The organism is Thioalkalivibrio sp. ALE25 (assembly GCF_000377285.1).
Lineage (GTDB): Bacteria > Pseudomonadota > Gammaproteobacteria > Ectothiorhodospirales > Ectothiorhodospiraceae > Thioalkalivibrio.
Genome location: NZ_KB897930.1, coordinates 184,909 through 200,294 on the forward strand (window position 1 = coordinate 184,909; position 15,386 = coordinate 200,294).

General features: G+C 69.5%; 13 protein-coding genes. 7 read left to right on the forward strand and 6 right to left on the reverse strand.

Going from position 1 to position 15,386, the window contains the following annotated elements; all coding sequences use genetic code 11:
• Positions 1-39 precede the first annotated feature (39 nt).
• Genes C996_RS0106940 through C996_RS0106950 form a run of 3 tightly spaced genes read right to left on the reverse strand, consistent with a single transcriptional unit; the run spans position 40 to position 3,379 of the window.
• Positions 40-1,161: a hypothetical protein gene (locus tag C996_RS0106940; RefSeq protein WP_018866729.1), complete on the reverse strand. Its 1,122-nt coding sequence runs from the start codon at positions 1,159-1,161 to the stop codon at positions 40-42.
• Entirely contained in the window at positions 1,158-2,552 is a 1,395-nt protein-coding gene (locus tag C996_RS0106945) for an adenylate/guanylate cyclase domain-containing protein (protein ID WP_018866730.1), read from the reverse strand. Before C996_RS0106945 ends, C996_RS0106940 begins: the two co-directional genes overlap by 4 nt.
• Positions 2,549-3,379 carry an inositol monophosphatase family protein gene (locus C996_RS0106950; protein WP_018866731.1) on the reverse strand — a complete coding sequence of 277 codons (831 nt, stop codon included), beginning with the start codon at positions 3,377-3,379 and terminating at the stop codon, positions 2,549-2,551. Before C996_RS0106950 ends, C996_RS0106945 begins: the two co-directional genes overlap by 4 nt.
• 96 nt (positions 3,380-3,475) lie before the next feature.
• Between C996_RS0106950 and C996_RS0106955 the strand changes: the two genes are divergently transcribed.
• The gene (locus C996_RS0106955; RefSeq protein ID WP_018866732.1) at positions 3,476-3,832 is read left to right on the forward strand and encodes a DUF3301 domain-containing protein; all 357 of its coding nucleotides are present in this window, start codon (positions 3,476-3,478) and stop codon (positions 3,830-3,832) included.
• Complete coding sequence (locus tag C996_RS0106960) at positions 3,829-4,782, forward strand: hydrogen peroxide-inducible genes activator (RefSeq protein ID WP_018866733.1); 954 nt, start codon at positions 3,829-3,831, stop codon at positions 4,780-4,782. Before C996_RS0106955 ends, C996_RS0106960 begins: the two co-directional genes overlap by 4 nt.
• A gap of 21 nt (positions 4,783-4,803) precedes the next feature.
• Here the strand turns inward: C996_RS0106960 and C996_RS0106965 are convergent, their stop codons facing one another.
• Positions 4,804-5,727 (reverse strand): GGDEF domain-containing protein, encoded by a 924-nt coding sequence (locus C996_RS0106965; RefSeq protein WP_018866734.1) that lies wholly within the window; start codon positions 5,725-5,727, stop codon positions 4,804-4,806.
• A gap of 335 nt (positions 5,728-6,062) precedes the next feature.
• Between C996_RS0106965 and C996_RS0106970 the strand changes: the two genes are divergently transcribed.
• Positions 6,063-7,976, forward strand: coding sequence for an ABC-F family ATP-binding cassette domain-containing protein (locus C996_RS0106970; RefSeq protein ID WP_018866735.1), 1,914 nt, complete (start codon positions 6,063-6,065; stop codon positions 7,974-7,976).
• 84 nt (positions 7,977-8,060) lie between these two features.
• The gene (locus C996_RS0106975) at positions 8,061-8,357 is read left to right on the forward strand and encodes a hypothetical protein (RefSeq protein WP_018866736.1); all 297 of its coding nucleotides are present in this window, start codon (positions 8,061-8,063) and stop codon (positions 8,355-8,357) included.
• Between the two features lie 134 nt (positions 8,358-8,491).
• Here the strand turns inward: C996_RS0106975 and fliL are convergent, their stop codons facing one another.
• Positions 8,492-8,899 (reverse strand): flagellar basal body-associated protein FliL, encoded by a 408-nt coding sequence (gene fliL / locus C996_RS0106980; protein ID WP_018866737.1) that lies wholly within the window; start codon positions 8,897-8,899, stop codon positions 8,492-8,494.
• Positions 8,896-9,741: a zinc-dependent peptidase gene (locus C996_RS0106985; RefSeq protein WP_018866738.1), complete on the reverse strand. Its 846-nt coding sequence runs from the start codon at positions 9,739-9,741 to the stop codon at positions 8,896-8,898. Before C996_RS0106985 ends, fliL begins: the two co-directional genes overlap by 4 nt.
• A gap of 125 nt (positions 9,742-9,866) precedes the next feature.
• On the opposite strand from C996_RS0106985, the gene C996_RS0106990 reads away from it, so the two are divergent.
• From C996_RS0106990 to C996_RS0107000, 3 genes are all read left to right on the forward strand, one after another.
• Complete coding sequence (locus C996_RS0106990; RefSeq protein ID WP_018866739.1) at positions 9,867-10,955, forward strand: hypothetical protein; 1,089 nt, start codon at positions 9,867-9,869, stop codon at positions 10,953-10,955.
• Between the two features lie 160 nt (positions 10,956-11,115).
• Positions 11,116-12,174 carry an efflux RND transporter periplasmic adaptor subunit gene (locus C996_RS0106995; protein WP_018866740.1) on the forward strand — a complete coding sequence of 353 codons (1,059 nt, stop codon included), beginning with the start codon at positions 11,116-11,118 and terminating at the stop codon, positions 12,172-12,174.
• Between the two features lie 3 nt (positions 12,175-12,177).
• Entirely contained in the window at positions 12,178-15,366 is a 3,189-nt protein-coding gene (locus tag C996_RS0107000; RefSeq protein ID WP_018866741.1) for an efflux RND transporter permease subunit, read from the forward strand.
• Positions 15,367-15,386: the final 20 nt, after the last annotated feature.

The following is a 15,386-nucleotide window of genomic DNA, read 5'->3' on the forward strand; positions in this document are numbered from 1 at the left end:
CGGCCCGCAGCGCCGGAAGGGGGCGTTGCGGGGAGGTGGTCAGGGGGCCTCGGGTTCGGCTTGCGGCACGTCGGCGGGCGGGGTCGCCTCGTCGGTCGCGGGCAGGGGTTCCGGCACGCGCAGGCTCTCCAGGCGCTCGATTACCCGCAGGGCGCGCTCGTGGGCGGTGATCAGTCCGGCGTGGTCGGGGGCCAGGTCGAGCCCTTCCTGCCAGTGCTCCAGGGCCTCTTCGATGCGCCCGGCGGAGTAGTGCCCGCGCCCCGCTTCCAGCAGTTCCTCGGCGCGTGCGTCGCGGCGTTCGCGCCATTCCTCGCACAGCACGCGGTGCGCCCGCTGCGCGGCCTGGTCCGGGCCGGAGGCGTCGGCATCGGGGGTGATCTCGCTGCGGCACCAGCGCGCGGCCGTGGCCAGGTCGTCGGCCTCGAGGGCCTGGCGCAGGCGTGCGTTGATGGTGGAGCGCGGGACCTCGTCCTCGACCGCGGGGGCCTCGGCCTCGCGCAGTTCCTGCTCCAGTTCCGCGATGCGCCGCGCGCGTTCCGAGGCGGGTGCCAGGTTCTGGGCCAGGCGCAGCAGCTCCAGGCGTTCCTCGCCCTCGGTATCCGCGGCGTAGCCGTCCAGCGACCGGGCCAGGGGGTCGCGGCGCTGGGCCAGGCGGTCGGGATCGTCCGGCAGCTGTTCGCTGCGCCGCACCAGCGGACGCATCACCTCCAGCAGGCGCAGCTGCTGGACCAGGGCGCGGGCCTCGAGGATGTCGTGGCGTTGTTCCAGGGTCTGCAGGCCGACTTGCCGCTGGCGCTCGAGTTGCTCGATGTACTGGCGCCGTTCGCTGGCGGGCGGCAGCTTCTGCTCGGCGTCCTCGAGGATCTCCAGGGCGCGGGCCACGGCGCCCTCGGCCGAGGCGGCGCGCGCCTCGTCCATGGCCGCGGCCGCGGCGGTCTCGGCCGCGCGCTCGATTTCCTCACGGCGCTCGGTCCATTCCGCTTGCGGTTCCGGCTCGTGCTGCTCGATCAGCTCCAGGGCGCGCTGGTAGTCGCCGGCCTCCAGCGCGCGCTCGATGCGCTGCTCCGGCGGGGCGAAGGGGTCCAGGGCCGCGCAGCCCTGGACCAGCAGGACCGCCAGCAGGATGCCCGCGAGCGGGAGGAGGCCGCCGCGTGTGGTCATGCGCGGTCCAGGACCCGGGTGACCGGAACGGCCTCGCTGACGCCGTGCAGCTCGTGGGTGCCCCAGTCTTCGGTGCGGAAGTGTCCCTTCACCTGCTCGTGCTCCATGAATGCGGCGGTCGTGACCAGCCCGCCGGGGGGCGCGACCGTGACCAGGCGGGCGGCCAGGTTGACGGTGTCGCCGACTACGGTGAACTGCATGCGGTCCTCGGCCCCCATGTTGCCGGCCAGCATCTCGCCGGCGTTCAGGCCGATACGGAATTCCACCCGGGTCTCGCCCCGGCGTTCGCGTTCGGCATTGATCGAGGCGACGGTTTCCAGCAGGGCCAGGCCGGTTTGCACAGCGGTCAGACGGTGGTTGCCGGCGTCCGTCCCGAGGCCGAAGACCGCCATGGTACAGTCGCCCATGTACTTGTCCACCGTGCCTCCGTGACGGGCAATGCATTCCGACATCGGGCCGAAGAATTCGTTGAGCATCCGGCCCAGGGCCTCCGGGCTGCAGCGCTCTGACAGCGCCGTATAGCCCTGGATGTCGGCAAACAGGACCGAGCCCTCCACCGCGCGCCCGCCCAGCTCGACCCGGTCCAGGTTCTCCAGGATGTCCTGGGCGATGGCGTCCGATACGTAGCGGCGCAGGGCGGCCTCGACCTGGTCCTTGCGCAGCAGGTCGCGCGCCATGTCGTTGAAGGCATCGGTCAGCTGGGCGATCTCGTCCTGGCGCACCATGGGCAGGGGGTTGCCCTCGGCGTCCATCGGCCGGAAGCGCGAGCGCATGCTCTCGGCCAGGCGTTCCAGCGGCCGCACCAGGCGCTTGCTGATGTCGATCGCCAGCAGCAGGCTCAGCAGGAAGACCCCGATGGCCGTGGCAATCCCGGCATTCAGGGTGTTGCGGATGAGTTCCTGCATGGGCGAGGTGTCGATATAGGCCTCGATGTAGCCCACCTGCACATCCTGGAAGAGGACCTCGCGGCGGTACGGTTCCACCGTGGGCGCCAGGGGCCACACGCCGTCGGTGAGAGACTGCTCCGGCGGGGTTCCGGCACGCGCGACCTGGCCGCGATCGATCGCGTAGGCGGCGATGGATTCGACCCGCCCCTCCTCCACCAGCGAGTTCAGCAGGGTCTCCAGGGTCAGGTAGTCCTCCGCCAGCATCAACTCGGCCGAAGTGCGCGCGACCGGCGCCACCGTGATCTCGGCCTGGGCGCGAATCTGGTTGTCCAGCACATTGCTGACCTGGTTCAGCACCACGGCCGACAGGGTCACGATCCCGGCCAGCGTAAGCCCGGCGATGGCCGCCACGATCTTCCATGCGATCGGCAGATAGCGGGGCGTGAAGTCGGCCCCGCCGACATTCAGGCGGGCGCTGACACCGCGCTTGCGCCGCCCGATCACGAGGCATCCTCGCGTGGTGCGAGCCAGGGGGCCAGCCAGGCCCGCCAGTCGGCGAGCAGGGCGGAGGAGCGGGCCGCTACCGCGGAACGCTTGGCCAGGGAGCGACCGAACACCGGGCGGCCCCCGAGGTCGCACATGGCCCCGCCCGCGCGGGCGAGCATCAGTCCGCCGGCCGCGCTGTCCCAGGGGGCCTGTCCGCCATGCAGGTACAGATCGGCGCGCCCGGCCGCCAGCCAGGCCCACTCCAGGGCGCAGGCCCCGAGGTTGCGTTGCGACCGGAACGGGGCATGGCTGGCCAGTTCGCGCGCCAGTGGGGCGTCCAGCCGCTTGTAGTCGACCAGGGCGATGGCGCGTTTCAGCTCCGGGACCGGTGGTCGCCGGGCCGCCGGCGGGGTGGCGGCGTTGAGCTCCAGCGCGGTGTCCTCGGTCGCGGTGAACAGTTCGTCGCGAACCGGGTCGTAGGTCGCCCCGTGGGTGACCCGGTCGCCTGCAATGCGGGCGATGGAGATGGCGAAGAAGGGCATGCCGCCGGCGAAATTGGAGGTGCCGTCGAGCGGGTCCACCAGCCAGAAGGCCGGGGCGGTCTCCAGGACCTGTGCCTGTTCCGCGCGCGCCTGCTCCTCGCTCAACACCGGTTCGCGCTGCCCGTGCTGGCGCAGCAGCTCGCGCACCCGGGCGTCCACCGCGTGGTCGGCCTCGGTGATTACACTGCCGTCGGCCTTGTAGTCCACGTCGATGCCGGCTTCGAAGCGCGGCAGGAGTTCTTGCTGTCCGATCGCGCGCAGACCCCGGGCGAGATCGGAAAAGGGGATGGAGGTGGCAGTCATGCAGCCCTGGCAACGCCGATTGCGGAGTGAGTGAGCCGGATGCGGCCCGGTCGGCCCGGGCGAACTCGGCTACGAATGTGCTTATCATACCGGTCCATGACCGGCTTGATCATAATCCTCGCCCTGGCACTGGTCGCGTTCTACGTGAATGACACCTGGCGGGCCAACGAACGGGCTCGCCGGGTGGGACGCCAGGCGTGTGAACGGGCGGGGGTCCAGCTGCTGGATGCGACCGTTGTGCGTACCGGTCAGCGCCTGACGTGGGGCGAGCGCGGCCTGGCCCTGCAACGACACTATCGCTTCGAGTTCTCCGCCGACGGGGCGGGCCGCCACCCCGGCGAGATCTCTCTGGAAGGTCGGCAACTGAAGCGTGTGACCCTGGACTGGCCGGATGGTGGTCGCGAGTTTCAGGGGCCGGAGCGCGACGACCCGAGCGCGGGTGGTCCGGGGTGACGCTGAACGAGCTGCGTTATGTGGTGGCCGTCGCGGATGCCCGGCACTTCGGGCATGCGGCCGAGGCCTGTCACGTCAGCCAGCCGTCGCTGTCGGTCGCTGTGCGCAAGTTCGAGGAGGAGCTGGGGGTCACGCTGTTCGAACGCGGCCGCGGCGAGGTCACCGTGACGCCGGCGGGCGAACAGGTCCTCGCGCAGGCGCGGCGCGTGCTGGCAGAGGTGGAGCAGTTGCGTTCGGTTGCGGTGCAGAGCCAGGACCAGCTGTCCGGCCCCCTGCGGCTGGGGGCGATCTACACCATCGGGCCTTACCTGCTGCCGGAGCTGATCCCGGCGCTGCGCGAACGTGCCCCGAACATGCCCTTGGTGATCGAGGAGAACTACACCGGCCGGCTGCGTGAACGGCTCAAGCAGGGCGAGCTGGACGCGATCATCATCTCGCTGCCGTTCGAGGAGCCCGGGGTGGTCACCCTGCCCCTGTACGACGAGCCGTTCATGGCCGTGCTGCCGGCGGCGCACCCACTGAAGGACAAGGATCCGCTGCGTCTGGAGGATATGGCCGATGCCACGCTGCTGATGCTGGGCGCGGGCCATTGCTTCCGCGATCAGGTGCTGGAGCGCTGCCCCGACTGCCAGCGGACCGTGACCGCGGACGGCAGTACGCCGCGCAATCTCGAGGGCTCCTCGCTGGAGACGATTCGCCACATGGTGGCCTCGGGGATGGGGGTCACCATCCTGCCGTGTACGGCGGTGGGGGCGGATCGCTATGCCCAGCGCCTGCTGGCCGTGCGGCGTTTCGAGGATCCGGCCCCCAGCCGCCGGGTGGCCCTGGCCTGGCGCGCCAGTTTTCCGCGCCCGGAGGCCATCGAGGCCCTGCGCCGGGCGGTGTTGTCGACCCCCCTGACCTGCGTCGATTTCATCCAGCCCGGCTCGGGTCAGGGCCACCCGGATTGACCCGCCCGCGGCGGGCGGATGTCAGTTGCCGGCCAGTACGCGGTTGCGGCCGGCCTGCTTGGCGGCGTACAGGGCCTCGTCGGCGGCTTGGTAGGCCGACTGCAGAGTGGTATTGGGCCCGATGCCGGCCACGCCGATGCTGGCGGTCACCTTGACCGCGCCATCGCTCTCGAGCGTGGACTGGTCGCCTGCCGTGGCGGCGGTTCGCAGCGCGCCAATGGCCAGGCGGATGCGCTCGGCGCATTCCATCGCACGGCTCAGGTCGGCACCGGGCAGGACCGCCAGGAACTCCTCGCCGCCCATGCGCACGCACAGGTCGGATTCCCGGGTGGTGCTGCGCAGGGTCTGCGCGACCAGACGCAGGATGTCGTCCCCCACGCTGTGGCCGTATTCGTCGTTGATCTGCTTGAAGTGATCGAGATCAATGGCCAGCACCGACATGGGCCGCCCCTGGCGGCGGCAGTCGGCCAGCCAGCGGGCGCCCTGTTTCTCGAATGCGCGGCGGTTGCCCAGGCCGGTCAGCTCGTCGGTCTCCAGGTTCTCGTTCAGGCGCTTGAAGCGCAGGGCATTGGCAAGCGCCGGAGCGGCCAGGCCCAGCAGGGCCTCGATCAGTTGTTGTTCGTCGTCGCTGAAGCGGCGCCCGCGCATCAGGATCAGCGAGCCCATGGTTTCGCCGTTCGCGCTCATCCCGTATTCGATGCGATGGCGATCCTCGTCGCCGCCGGACCAGGTCTCGTCGCTCTCCTGCAGGATGAAGAACCAGCCGCTGTGGTGAACCTGGGCATGCAGGTGTTCCTGCAGACGGGCGAGGACCGTGCCCAGCTCCAGGCTGGATGACAGCGACTGGACAAACGCCAGGGCGTCAAAGGGGGTGCCGGCATCGCCGGTGGTCTTGCCCTTGGCGGATACCAGTCGCAGGTTGTGGGCGTTCCCGTCGCGGTTCATGGCTGTCTCGCTCGCAAAGATCCTGGGGTCGAAGGTAATGCGAGATCCGTGCCAGCGATGAAAATAACCTGGGAAACAGTGACTTGTTTATCCTTCTGGTGTGCGAAAGACGGAATTCCGTCGGATTTTTGCCGCTTCCGGCAGGTGATGGCCGCCCGGACCCGCAAGGGGCGGCAATATCCTGACGCTAGGCGCCTCTCGGATTTGGGCGATCGTCGCGAGCGTTGTGGGAGATCAGTCCCAAATCCGACAGGCTTCTCTAGTGTCGGCCGCCGAGTCCCGGGCCATGACCGGACTACATGAGCGCGCCCTTCGCTTGCCCTACACTGCGCGACATGATTCGACTTCAAGATATCGAGCTGCGCCGTGGCCGACAGGTCCTCCTGCAGCATGCCAGTCTGACCGTACACGCCGGCTGGCGGGTGGGCCTGACCGGTGCCAACGGCTCTGGCAAATCCAGTCTGCTGGCGGCGCTGCAGGGTGAGCTGAGCCTGGATGCCGGCGAGATCGACCGGCCAGCCGACTGGGTGGTGGCGCACCTGCCGCAGGAGGTCCCGGGGAGCGCGCGTTCAGCCGCGGACTACGTGCTGGACGGCGACGCCGAGTTGCGCGACCTGCAGGCGCGCCTGGAGCAGGTCGCCGACGGCGCCGAACAGGCGCGCCTGTATGCGGCCCTGGATGCGATCGACGGCTGGACGGCGGACGCCCGGGCGCGGCGGCTGCTCGCGGGGCTGGGCTTTGCGCCGGCCGATGCCGACCGGCCGATGAGTGACTTCTCCGGCGGCTGGCGCATGCGCCTGGGGCTGGCGCGCACGCTGATGACGCGATCCGATCTGTTGTTGCTGGACGAGCCCACCAACCACCTCGATGTCGAGACCATCCTGTGGCTGGAGGACTGGCTGGCGCGCTACCCGGGGACGGTCATCGTGATCGCGCATGACCGGCGGTTTCTGGATTCCGTCTGTACCCATATCGCGCACATCGAGCGCGGGGGCATCGCGCTCTATGCGGGCAGCTATACCCATGCCGAGGCCAAGCGCGCGGAGGCGATCGCCCAGAGCGAGGCGGCGGCCGCGAAGGTCGCGGCCGAGCGCGCCCATCTGGAGGATTTCGTGCGCCGCTTCCGGGCCAAGGCGAGCAAGGCGCGCCAGGCCCAGAGCCGCCTGAAACGCCTGGAGCAGCTCGACGAGGTCGCCGTGATTCGGGCCGCACGGCCGATCCACCTGGAGATCCCGACCCCCGAGCGTCTGCCGGACCCGCTCCTGGCGCTGGACCATGCCGAGGTGCGCTCCGGGGACCGCACCCGCCTGCATGCGACGAGGTTACGTCTGCGGCCGGAAGACCGGATCGGTGTTCTGGGGCCCAATGGTGCCGGGAAATCGACGCTTCTGACCCTGCTGGCCGGCGAGCTGGCGCCCACCGCCGGCGAGCGCCGGGTCGAGCCGAGCCTGAAGGTGGGCTATTTCGCCCAGCACCAGAGCGAGCAGCTGGATCTGGGCGCCTCGCCCCTCGTGCATCTGCAACGCCAGGATCCGCGCGCCGAGGAACAGCGGCTGCGCAACTTTCTCGGTGGCATGGGCTTTCCCGGGGAGAAGGCGGATGCCCCGGTTGGCCAGTGCTCGGGCGGGGAGCGCGTACGCCTGGTGCTGGCGCTGCTGATCTGGCAGGCGCCTTCCCTGCTGTTGCTGGACGAGCCCACCAACCACCTGGATCTGGATATGCGCGAGGCACTGGCCGAGGCGCTGGAGAACTATGCCGGCGGGCTGGTGGTCGTGGCGCATGACCGCGAATTGCTGGCGCGGGTGTGCGACCGTTTCTGGCGCGTCGAGGACGGCCATCTGAGAGATTTCGACGGGGACCTGGATGACTACGCCCGGGAACTGCAGGCGCGCGAGCGCGAGGCCTTTGCCGCGAGCGAACCCGGCACCGGTGAATCGGCAGCCCGCAGCGCCCCGGCCCCGTCGCAGAAGGAGCGGCGCCAGCAGGCCGCACAGGCACGGGCGGCGATCAAGCCGCTGAAGCAGCGCGCGGACCGCGCCGAGCAGGAATGTACCCGGGTGCAGGAGCGCCTGGAGGCCCTGGAGGCGGAGATGGCCGATCCTGCCCTTTACGAGGGCGAGGCGGCGGATCGCCTGGCGCAGCTGACCCGCGAGCAGGGGGAGCTGCGTGCCCGGCTGGAGGCCGTGGAGGGCGAGTGGATGGAGGCGCTGGAGGCCCTGGAGGCGGCACAGGCCGAGCCGACGGAGTGAGAAGCGATTCAAAGACCAACCCTTGAGATCGGGTATTGCGAGGTCTATACAGGAGGGGAATGCACCGGAACGAGGAGTGCCCCCATGAATGCACAGGAACTGAATCGTCGCTGTGTCGAGCTCTTTCACCACCCGGATGCAAAGCTGCATTGCTGGCACCCGCGCATGTTCTGGGAGACCCACATGCTGGAGAACCCGAAGCCGGAAGACCTGCAGGAGCCGAAGGTGGATCTGCGCGAACTGGAGGTGATGCTGGCCGAGGCCGCGCACGAGCCCTCGCAGTGCGCCGAGGAACTGGAGCAGGAGGAGCCGGGCCGGGCCACGCTGATCCGTCACATGATGGAGCGCGGCGAGATGCCGCTGCTGCACCGGCCCCACTGATCAGCGTTTTCTGAACGGCTTGGGCCCCCAACGGGGCCCGGGACTCCGGATGCGGCGTCCCGCTAGCCGACCCCGGCGGTCCCGACTGCCGGGGTCTTTTCGTTCGGGGTATCCGTCCGGACCTTCCGGGGCTACTACTGGCGGATGAAATCCGAGAAATACAGTGCGGCGATCCGCGGGGAGCCGGTGATCTCTTCGAGCAATTCGTTCAGCTCGTCCGTGGCCTGGTTGCGCAGATCCTCGCGGGCGCCGCTGCCGGTCAGGCTGTCGGGGCTGCGGCCGCCGAGGATGTGGATCAGGCGGTCGCGCACGGCGGGGATGTGTTCGCGGATGGCCCGGGCATCTTCCAGATTGTGGCCCTCCAGCTGGATGGAGGCCTGCAGGTAGCGTCCGCGATCGGCGGCCTCCATGTTCACGACCACGGGTTCCAGGGTCACGTAGTGGCTGTCCAGATCGTCCACGGCGAGGGCCAGGGGGGCAAGCAACAGCAGGAGAAGCCCCGACAGGGTCGGGGGCAGGAAATGAAGGGGGCTCGAGGTCATGGTTCGTGCTCCGGGGCGGTTTGCGTGCTGGAGGCGATCCAGTCGCCGCGTCGATGCGGCTCCTGACCGAAGTATGCCACCAGGTGATCATAGATGGCGGGCAGCCGCTCGCGCAGCCGCGCGGGCTCGAAGAAGAAGGACTCCACCGCGACCGCCAGGAACTCCTCCGGGGCCGTGGCCGCGTACGGGTCCAGCGGCAGAGCCGACTCGTCGACCGTGCCGGCCTCCACCTCCTCGACAGTCTCCACGAAGCGGTCGAAGGCGCGGGAGAAATCCTCGGTCCAGGCGCGTGTGGACTGTCCGCGGGGGAGCGGGGGGAAGCCGTTGACCTCGCCGTTGCCGGCGTCCAGCACATGGGTCATCTCGTGGACGACCACGGCGCCGTCGCGTTCGACATCATTCCACGACAGGATCACCGGCCCGCGCTCCCAGGCCTCGCCGGACTGGGGCATCGCGCCCTGATGCACGATGCCCGCCTCGTCTACCCACTCGTGTTCCGGCACGAAGGTATCCGGATAGAGGATCAGCGTGCGCCAGTCCCGGTACGGCGCCAGGCCCAGCTCCAGGATCGGGAGTGCCGCGTAGGCCGCGATCACCTGGCACTGCCACGGCTCGGGTTCCGCGGCGATCCCGATGAATTCCTTCTGCGCGAGGATCTGCCCGATCAGTTCGCGCAGCCGGGCGCGTTCCTCCGGTGTGAGGCGGGCGATGAACGGCACCCGCTGGCGCAGGGCCTCCCACTCGTCGTTGTCGAGGGGGACCGCCTCTGGTTCCAGTCCGGCGAACGGTCCCAGCAGGCGGCGGAACAGGCCACGCAGCGGGAATTGCGGTGTCGAGTTCATCGCCCGATCGTCGCATGTTTGGCCGTGTCGCGTCCGCCTGCGGCAAAGTCTTGCCGGTGGCGGTTAAGGATTGCCGCTGAGCGGCCGTTAACCCTCTCGGGAATCTGTCCCGTTGAGGAACATCCATGCATATTGCCGATTATTCCATGCAGTTCTCGAGCCAGCGCCTGGCGCTGGAGGCTACCCGGCGCGAGGTGCGCCTGACGGTGCGCGAAGGGGGCGGGGCCGCGCCCCCGGCGGAGCCCCGCCAGGGCGCCGGGCTGCCTGGACTTGTGAGCCCGGACCGGGGCGAACGGCCGGCCCCGGCCTCTGTGGCGGCCCTGCGCGCGCCCTTCGTGGGCGTGGCCCCGGCGGACAGCGAGCTGACGTCTGTGGACCAGCTGCGCACCGAACTGCTCCGGCTGATTCTGGAACGCTTTACCGGCCGCGAGATTCGCGTCGTGGACCCGGCGGACCTCCGGCCCGACGCGAACGCGGATGCGAACCCGCCGGCATTCCTCGAACCGCCCGCAGCCCGGCCCCCGGGCGCCCCGCGTGCGCCGGGCGGCCTTGCCGTGGCCTGGTCGGTGGAGCAGACCCGGGTGGAGATCGAGCGCACGGCCTTCCAGGCCCAGGGGCGGGTGCAGACGGCCGACGGCAAGACCATCGAGATCGACATCGCCCTGACCATGAGCCGCGAGTTCGTCGAGCACACCCGTATTCAGGGCGGTGTCGATGGCGAACTGCATGACCCGCTGGTGATCAATTTCGATGCCCCGGCGGCGGCATTGACCGAGACCCGTTTCGAATTCGACCTGGACGCCGATGGCTCACCGCAGCAGGTGGCCTTCCTGCAGCCCGGCAGCGGTTTTCTGGCCCTCGACCGATCGGGCAGCGGGCAGGTCGATGATGGCTCCGAGCTGTTCGGGCCGCTGACCGGGGACGGCTTCGCCGAACTGCGCCGCCTCGATCATGACGGCAATGGCTGGATCGATGCGGCGGACCCGGTCTATGACCGCCTGCGCGTCTGGACCCGCGACGCCCAGGGCCGCGATCAGTTGCTGGCCCTGGGCGAGGTGGGGGTGGGGGCGATCTACCTCGGACATGTCAGTACCCCCTTTGACCTGCGCCATGGCGGTGACAACAGCCTGCTGGGCCAGGTGCAGTCGACCGGCGTCTGGGTGGCCGAGGATGGCCGCAGCGGCAGCGTGCAGCAGATCGATCTGACGGCCTGACGGAACGCGGAGGCTCGTTCCTGCGTCGAGGGTTGTATAACGGCTACTCTGTGCTTTCGTCCACTCCCCGCGAGCGACCCGGCGCATGCGATTCGAGACCCTCTTGTGTTGGCGGCGGTCGGACCGACCGCCCCTGAAGCGCCCGCTGCCCGCCACCTGCATGTCGCGGGGGGGCGGCCGCCTGTCCCTGCTCATGATCCTGGCCGTGGGACTGGCCGGCTGTGGGGGCGAGTCTTCCGAAGCGGCTGACGAGCCCGCTGGCGAGGCGGCGACCCCGATCGCGGCGGTGGAGATGCAGCCGCGGGACCTCTCGCGCGAACTGCGACTTTCCGCGCGGGTCGAGCCGCGGGCGCGGGTGCGCCTGGCGGCTCGTACGGATGGCGTGGTCAAGGCGGTCCATGTCGAGGAAGGCGACCGCGTCGGGCAGGGCGATATCCTGGTCGAGCTGGACGTGGCCGAGGAGCGCGCGGAGCTGGCGCGTGCCGTGGCGCACGCCGAGGAGGCGCGGCTGGAGTACGCCCGCAGCGCCGAGTTGCGGGACGAGGGGATTGCCAGCCGCGCCAGCTACGAACGGGCCCGCGCCGCGCTGCGTTCGGCCGAGAGCGAGCAGGCCCTGTGGCAGGCGCGGGTCGATTACGGGGCGCTCGCTGCCAGCCGCGACGGCGTGATTACCGAGCGGATGGTGGAGCCTGGAGAGGCCGTCGCTGCGCGCGATGCGCTGCTGGAGCTGGTCGATATTACTACGCTGGTGCTGCGACCCGGGGTGTCCGAGCTGGATGTGCGCGACCTGGTCGTGGGCCAGGACGTGCCCATTCGGCTGGATGCCTTTCCTGATACTGACTACGTCGCCGAGATTCGTCGCATCTTCCCGGCCGCCTCGCCGGATTCCCAGCAGGTGACGGTGGAGATCGCGCTGCCGGCCGAGGCCGCCGACAACGGCGTGCGTCCGGGTAACCTCGCACGCATCCGCATGACCGTTGATGAGCGCCCGAACGCCCTGGCGGTGCCGGCCGCGGCGATCGGCGAGGACGATGACGCGCGCTATGTGTACGTGGTGGTGGATGAACAGCTGGAACGGCGCACGGTCGAGACCGGTGTGACCCGGGGCCCCTGGACCGAGATTACCGAGGGTCTGGAGGAAGGCGAGATCGTGCTGGCGACCAATCCGATCGACATGCGCGAGGGTCAGCGGGTGCGCATTGTCGGCTGGCGGGGCTAGGGCATGGCCGATGCGGGGGACTCCCAGCGCCCACACGGGCGGGTGACCAGCTTCTCCATCCGCCGGCCGGTCGCCATCATGGCGCTGGCCTCGGTGGTGATCGTGCTGGGCATGTTCTTTGTCGACCGCCTGCCGGTGGACCTGCTGCCGCATGTCGAGTACCCGCACATCCGGGTCACGGTGAACCACCCGGGCACCGCGCCGGAGGCCATGGAGGAGCAGGTCACACGAGTGCTGGAGCGCAATCTTGCGGCGACGGAGAACCTGACGCGCATCTACAGCCGTGCCTCCGAGGGGCGCACCAACGTCAACCTGCTGTTCGAGTACGGGACCAACCTGGATCTGGCGTTGCAGGATGCGGCGCGTCACCTGGAGCTGGCGCGCACCCAGTTGCCGGATGATTTCGAATCCCTGCGCCTGTACAAGTTCGACCCGTCGCAGGACCCGATCTGGGAGGCGGGCTTCTCCTCCACCGTGCGTTCCGAGACCGCGGTGCGTGACTGGGTGGAGCACGAGCTGGCCCCACAGTTGATCGCGATCCACGGGATCTCCTCGGTGGAGGCCTCCGGCGGCCAACAGCGCGAGCTGGAGGTGATCCTCGACCAGGAACGGGTGCGCGGCTACGGCCTGTCGCTGGCCGCGATCAGCGAGACGCTGGCGGACGAGAACCGCGAGGTGGCCGGTGGCTGGGTGACCTCCGACACCTTTGACGTGATGGCCAAGACCGAGGGCCTGTTCACTTCCGAGGCGGATGTGCGCAACGTGCTGATTCCGCTGCCGGGGCCGCAGTCGGCGCATGTGCGCCTGGGCGAGCTGGCCGAGGTGCGCGACGGCCACCGCGAGCAGCGCCTGTTCATCCGCCTGGATGGCACCCCGGCCGCGCGCGTGTCGGTGTTCAAGCTGCCGGAGGCCAATACCGTCGAATCGGTGGATGCCGTGCGCGGGACGCTCCAGCGGCTGGAGCGTTCCGGGTTTATCCCCGAGGACATCCAGTGGGAGGTGGTCAGCGACTCGGCCCCGTTTATCCGTGGCGCGGTGTCCTCCGTGGGCACCGCTGCAATCCTCGGTGGCGTTCTGGCGATGCTGGCGGTGTTCCTGTTCCTCGGCAGTCTGCGCAAAAGCTTCATTATCGGGCTGTCGATCCCGATCGCGCTGATGGCGACCTTCGCGATGATGGGGCTGGGCGGATTGACCCTGAACATCATCAGCCTGGGCGGGCTCGCGCTGGGCGTGGGGCTGCTGCTCGACAACGCGATCGTGATGCTGGAGAACATCTACCGCCATCGTGACAAGCTCGGGAAATCGCCGGAGGAGGCTGCCCATGACGGGGCGGGCGAGGTCGTGTCGGCGGTCACCGCCGGCACGCTGACCAACCTGGCCGCGGTGCTCCCGTTCCTGCTGATTACGGGTATCGGCGCGCTGATCTTCCGCGAGCTGATCCTGACGCTGTCGTTCGCGATCATCGCCACACTGGCCGCAGCGATCACGCTGGTGCCGATGCTGGCGGCCCTGCTCGCGCGCATCCGCTGGGAGAGCGGGCTGGACCGGACCTGGCTGCTGCGCGGCTTCGACCGCGGGGTGCAGGGCTTGCGCCGACGTTACCGGCGTCTGCTGCCGAAGGTGCTGCGCGCGCGCTGGGTGGTGCTGGGCGCCGCCGGGGTCCTGCTGGTCGGCGCCATCCAGGTGGGCGGCGAGCTGGGTACCGAGTTCCTGCCGCAGGTGGACGATGGTCAGGTCAGCGTGCGCATGGTCCTGCCGCCGGGTACACCGCCGCACGAGACCGATGCCGCCGCCCGCGACATCGAGGCCGCACTCGAGGAGCTGCCGCATGTCGAGAGCGTGTTCGCCATGGTCGGCGGGCATCTGGGGGGTGGCGTGGTCAACGAGCGCCCGGGGACGTCCAATCTCACGGTGCAGCTCACCCCGGCCGGACAGCGTGAAATGACCGCCGGGCAATGGGTGGCCGAGGCACAGGCGGCGATGGACGAACTGGACCTTCCCGGGGCGCGGATTACCGTGCGCCCGCCGCGTATCGACGGGTTGCAGTTCAGCGTGACTGGCGACGACCTGTCGATCGGCGTGGTGGGGGCGGATCTGACCGAGATGCGCACCATCGCCCGCGAGATCGCGGGGCGCCTGGAGGGCATCCGGGGCCTTGAGGGCGTCGAGGTCGGGCGCGAGGACCAGAGCCCGATTCTGCGCGTACACGTGGATCGCGAGCGCGCGGCCGCGCTGGGCCTGCAGGTGGGCACGGTCGGTCAGGCGATCCGCGATGCGGTGGAGGGTGCGGTACCGACCCAGTATGTACGCGATGACCGCGAATACGACTTGCGCGTCCGCCTGCCGCGCGAGGATGTACAGGACACGGCCACACTGGGACGGATGATCCTGTTCCGTGATAACGGCGATCCCGTACGGCTGGCCGACGTGGCCGAGTTCGAGATCGGCGAGGGGCCCGCCCATATCGAGCGCGAGAACCAGAGCCGGGTGGTGCGGGTGAACGGCGATATCAATACCGAGGTCAGCGACGTCGGTTCGGTGATGGCCGAGGTCGAACAGCGTCTGGCCGAGGTGGAGGTACCCGAGCACTACAGTCTGCTGATCGGGGGCGAGTGGGAGACCATCCAGGAGACCCAGCGCGAGATGGCCACCGTCGTGGCGCTGGCGATCTTCCTGGTGCTGGTGGTGCTGGCGGTGCAGTACGAGCGCCTGGCCAATCCGCTGGTGATCGTGGCGGCGGCCCCGCTGTCGCTGATTGGCGTGGTCGCGATCCTGTGGGCCACGAACACGCCGGTCTCCGCGCCGGTGATGATCGGCGCGATCCTGCTGATCGGGGTGGTGGTGAACAACGCGATCCTGCTCGTCGAGTACATCGAACAGGGCCGTCGACGACGCGGCCTGAGCCCGGCGCGCGCGGTGGTGGAGGCGGGTGCACTGCGCCTGCGTCCGATCCTGATGACCACCCTGACCACGGTGCTCGGCATGTTGCCGCTGGCCATCGGCCTCGGTGAGGGTGCGGAGATCATGCGCCCGCTGGCGCTGACTGTGGTCGGCGGCCTGATCGCCGGGATGATCCTGACGCTGCTGGTGGTGCCCTGCCTGTACCTGGTGGTGAACCGCGCCGCGGAGCGCGTAAAGGGAACGCTGGCGACCCGGTCACGCGAGCCCTCGGATATGGGGGCGATCAGTTAGGATGCCCGGCATCCGGAACA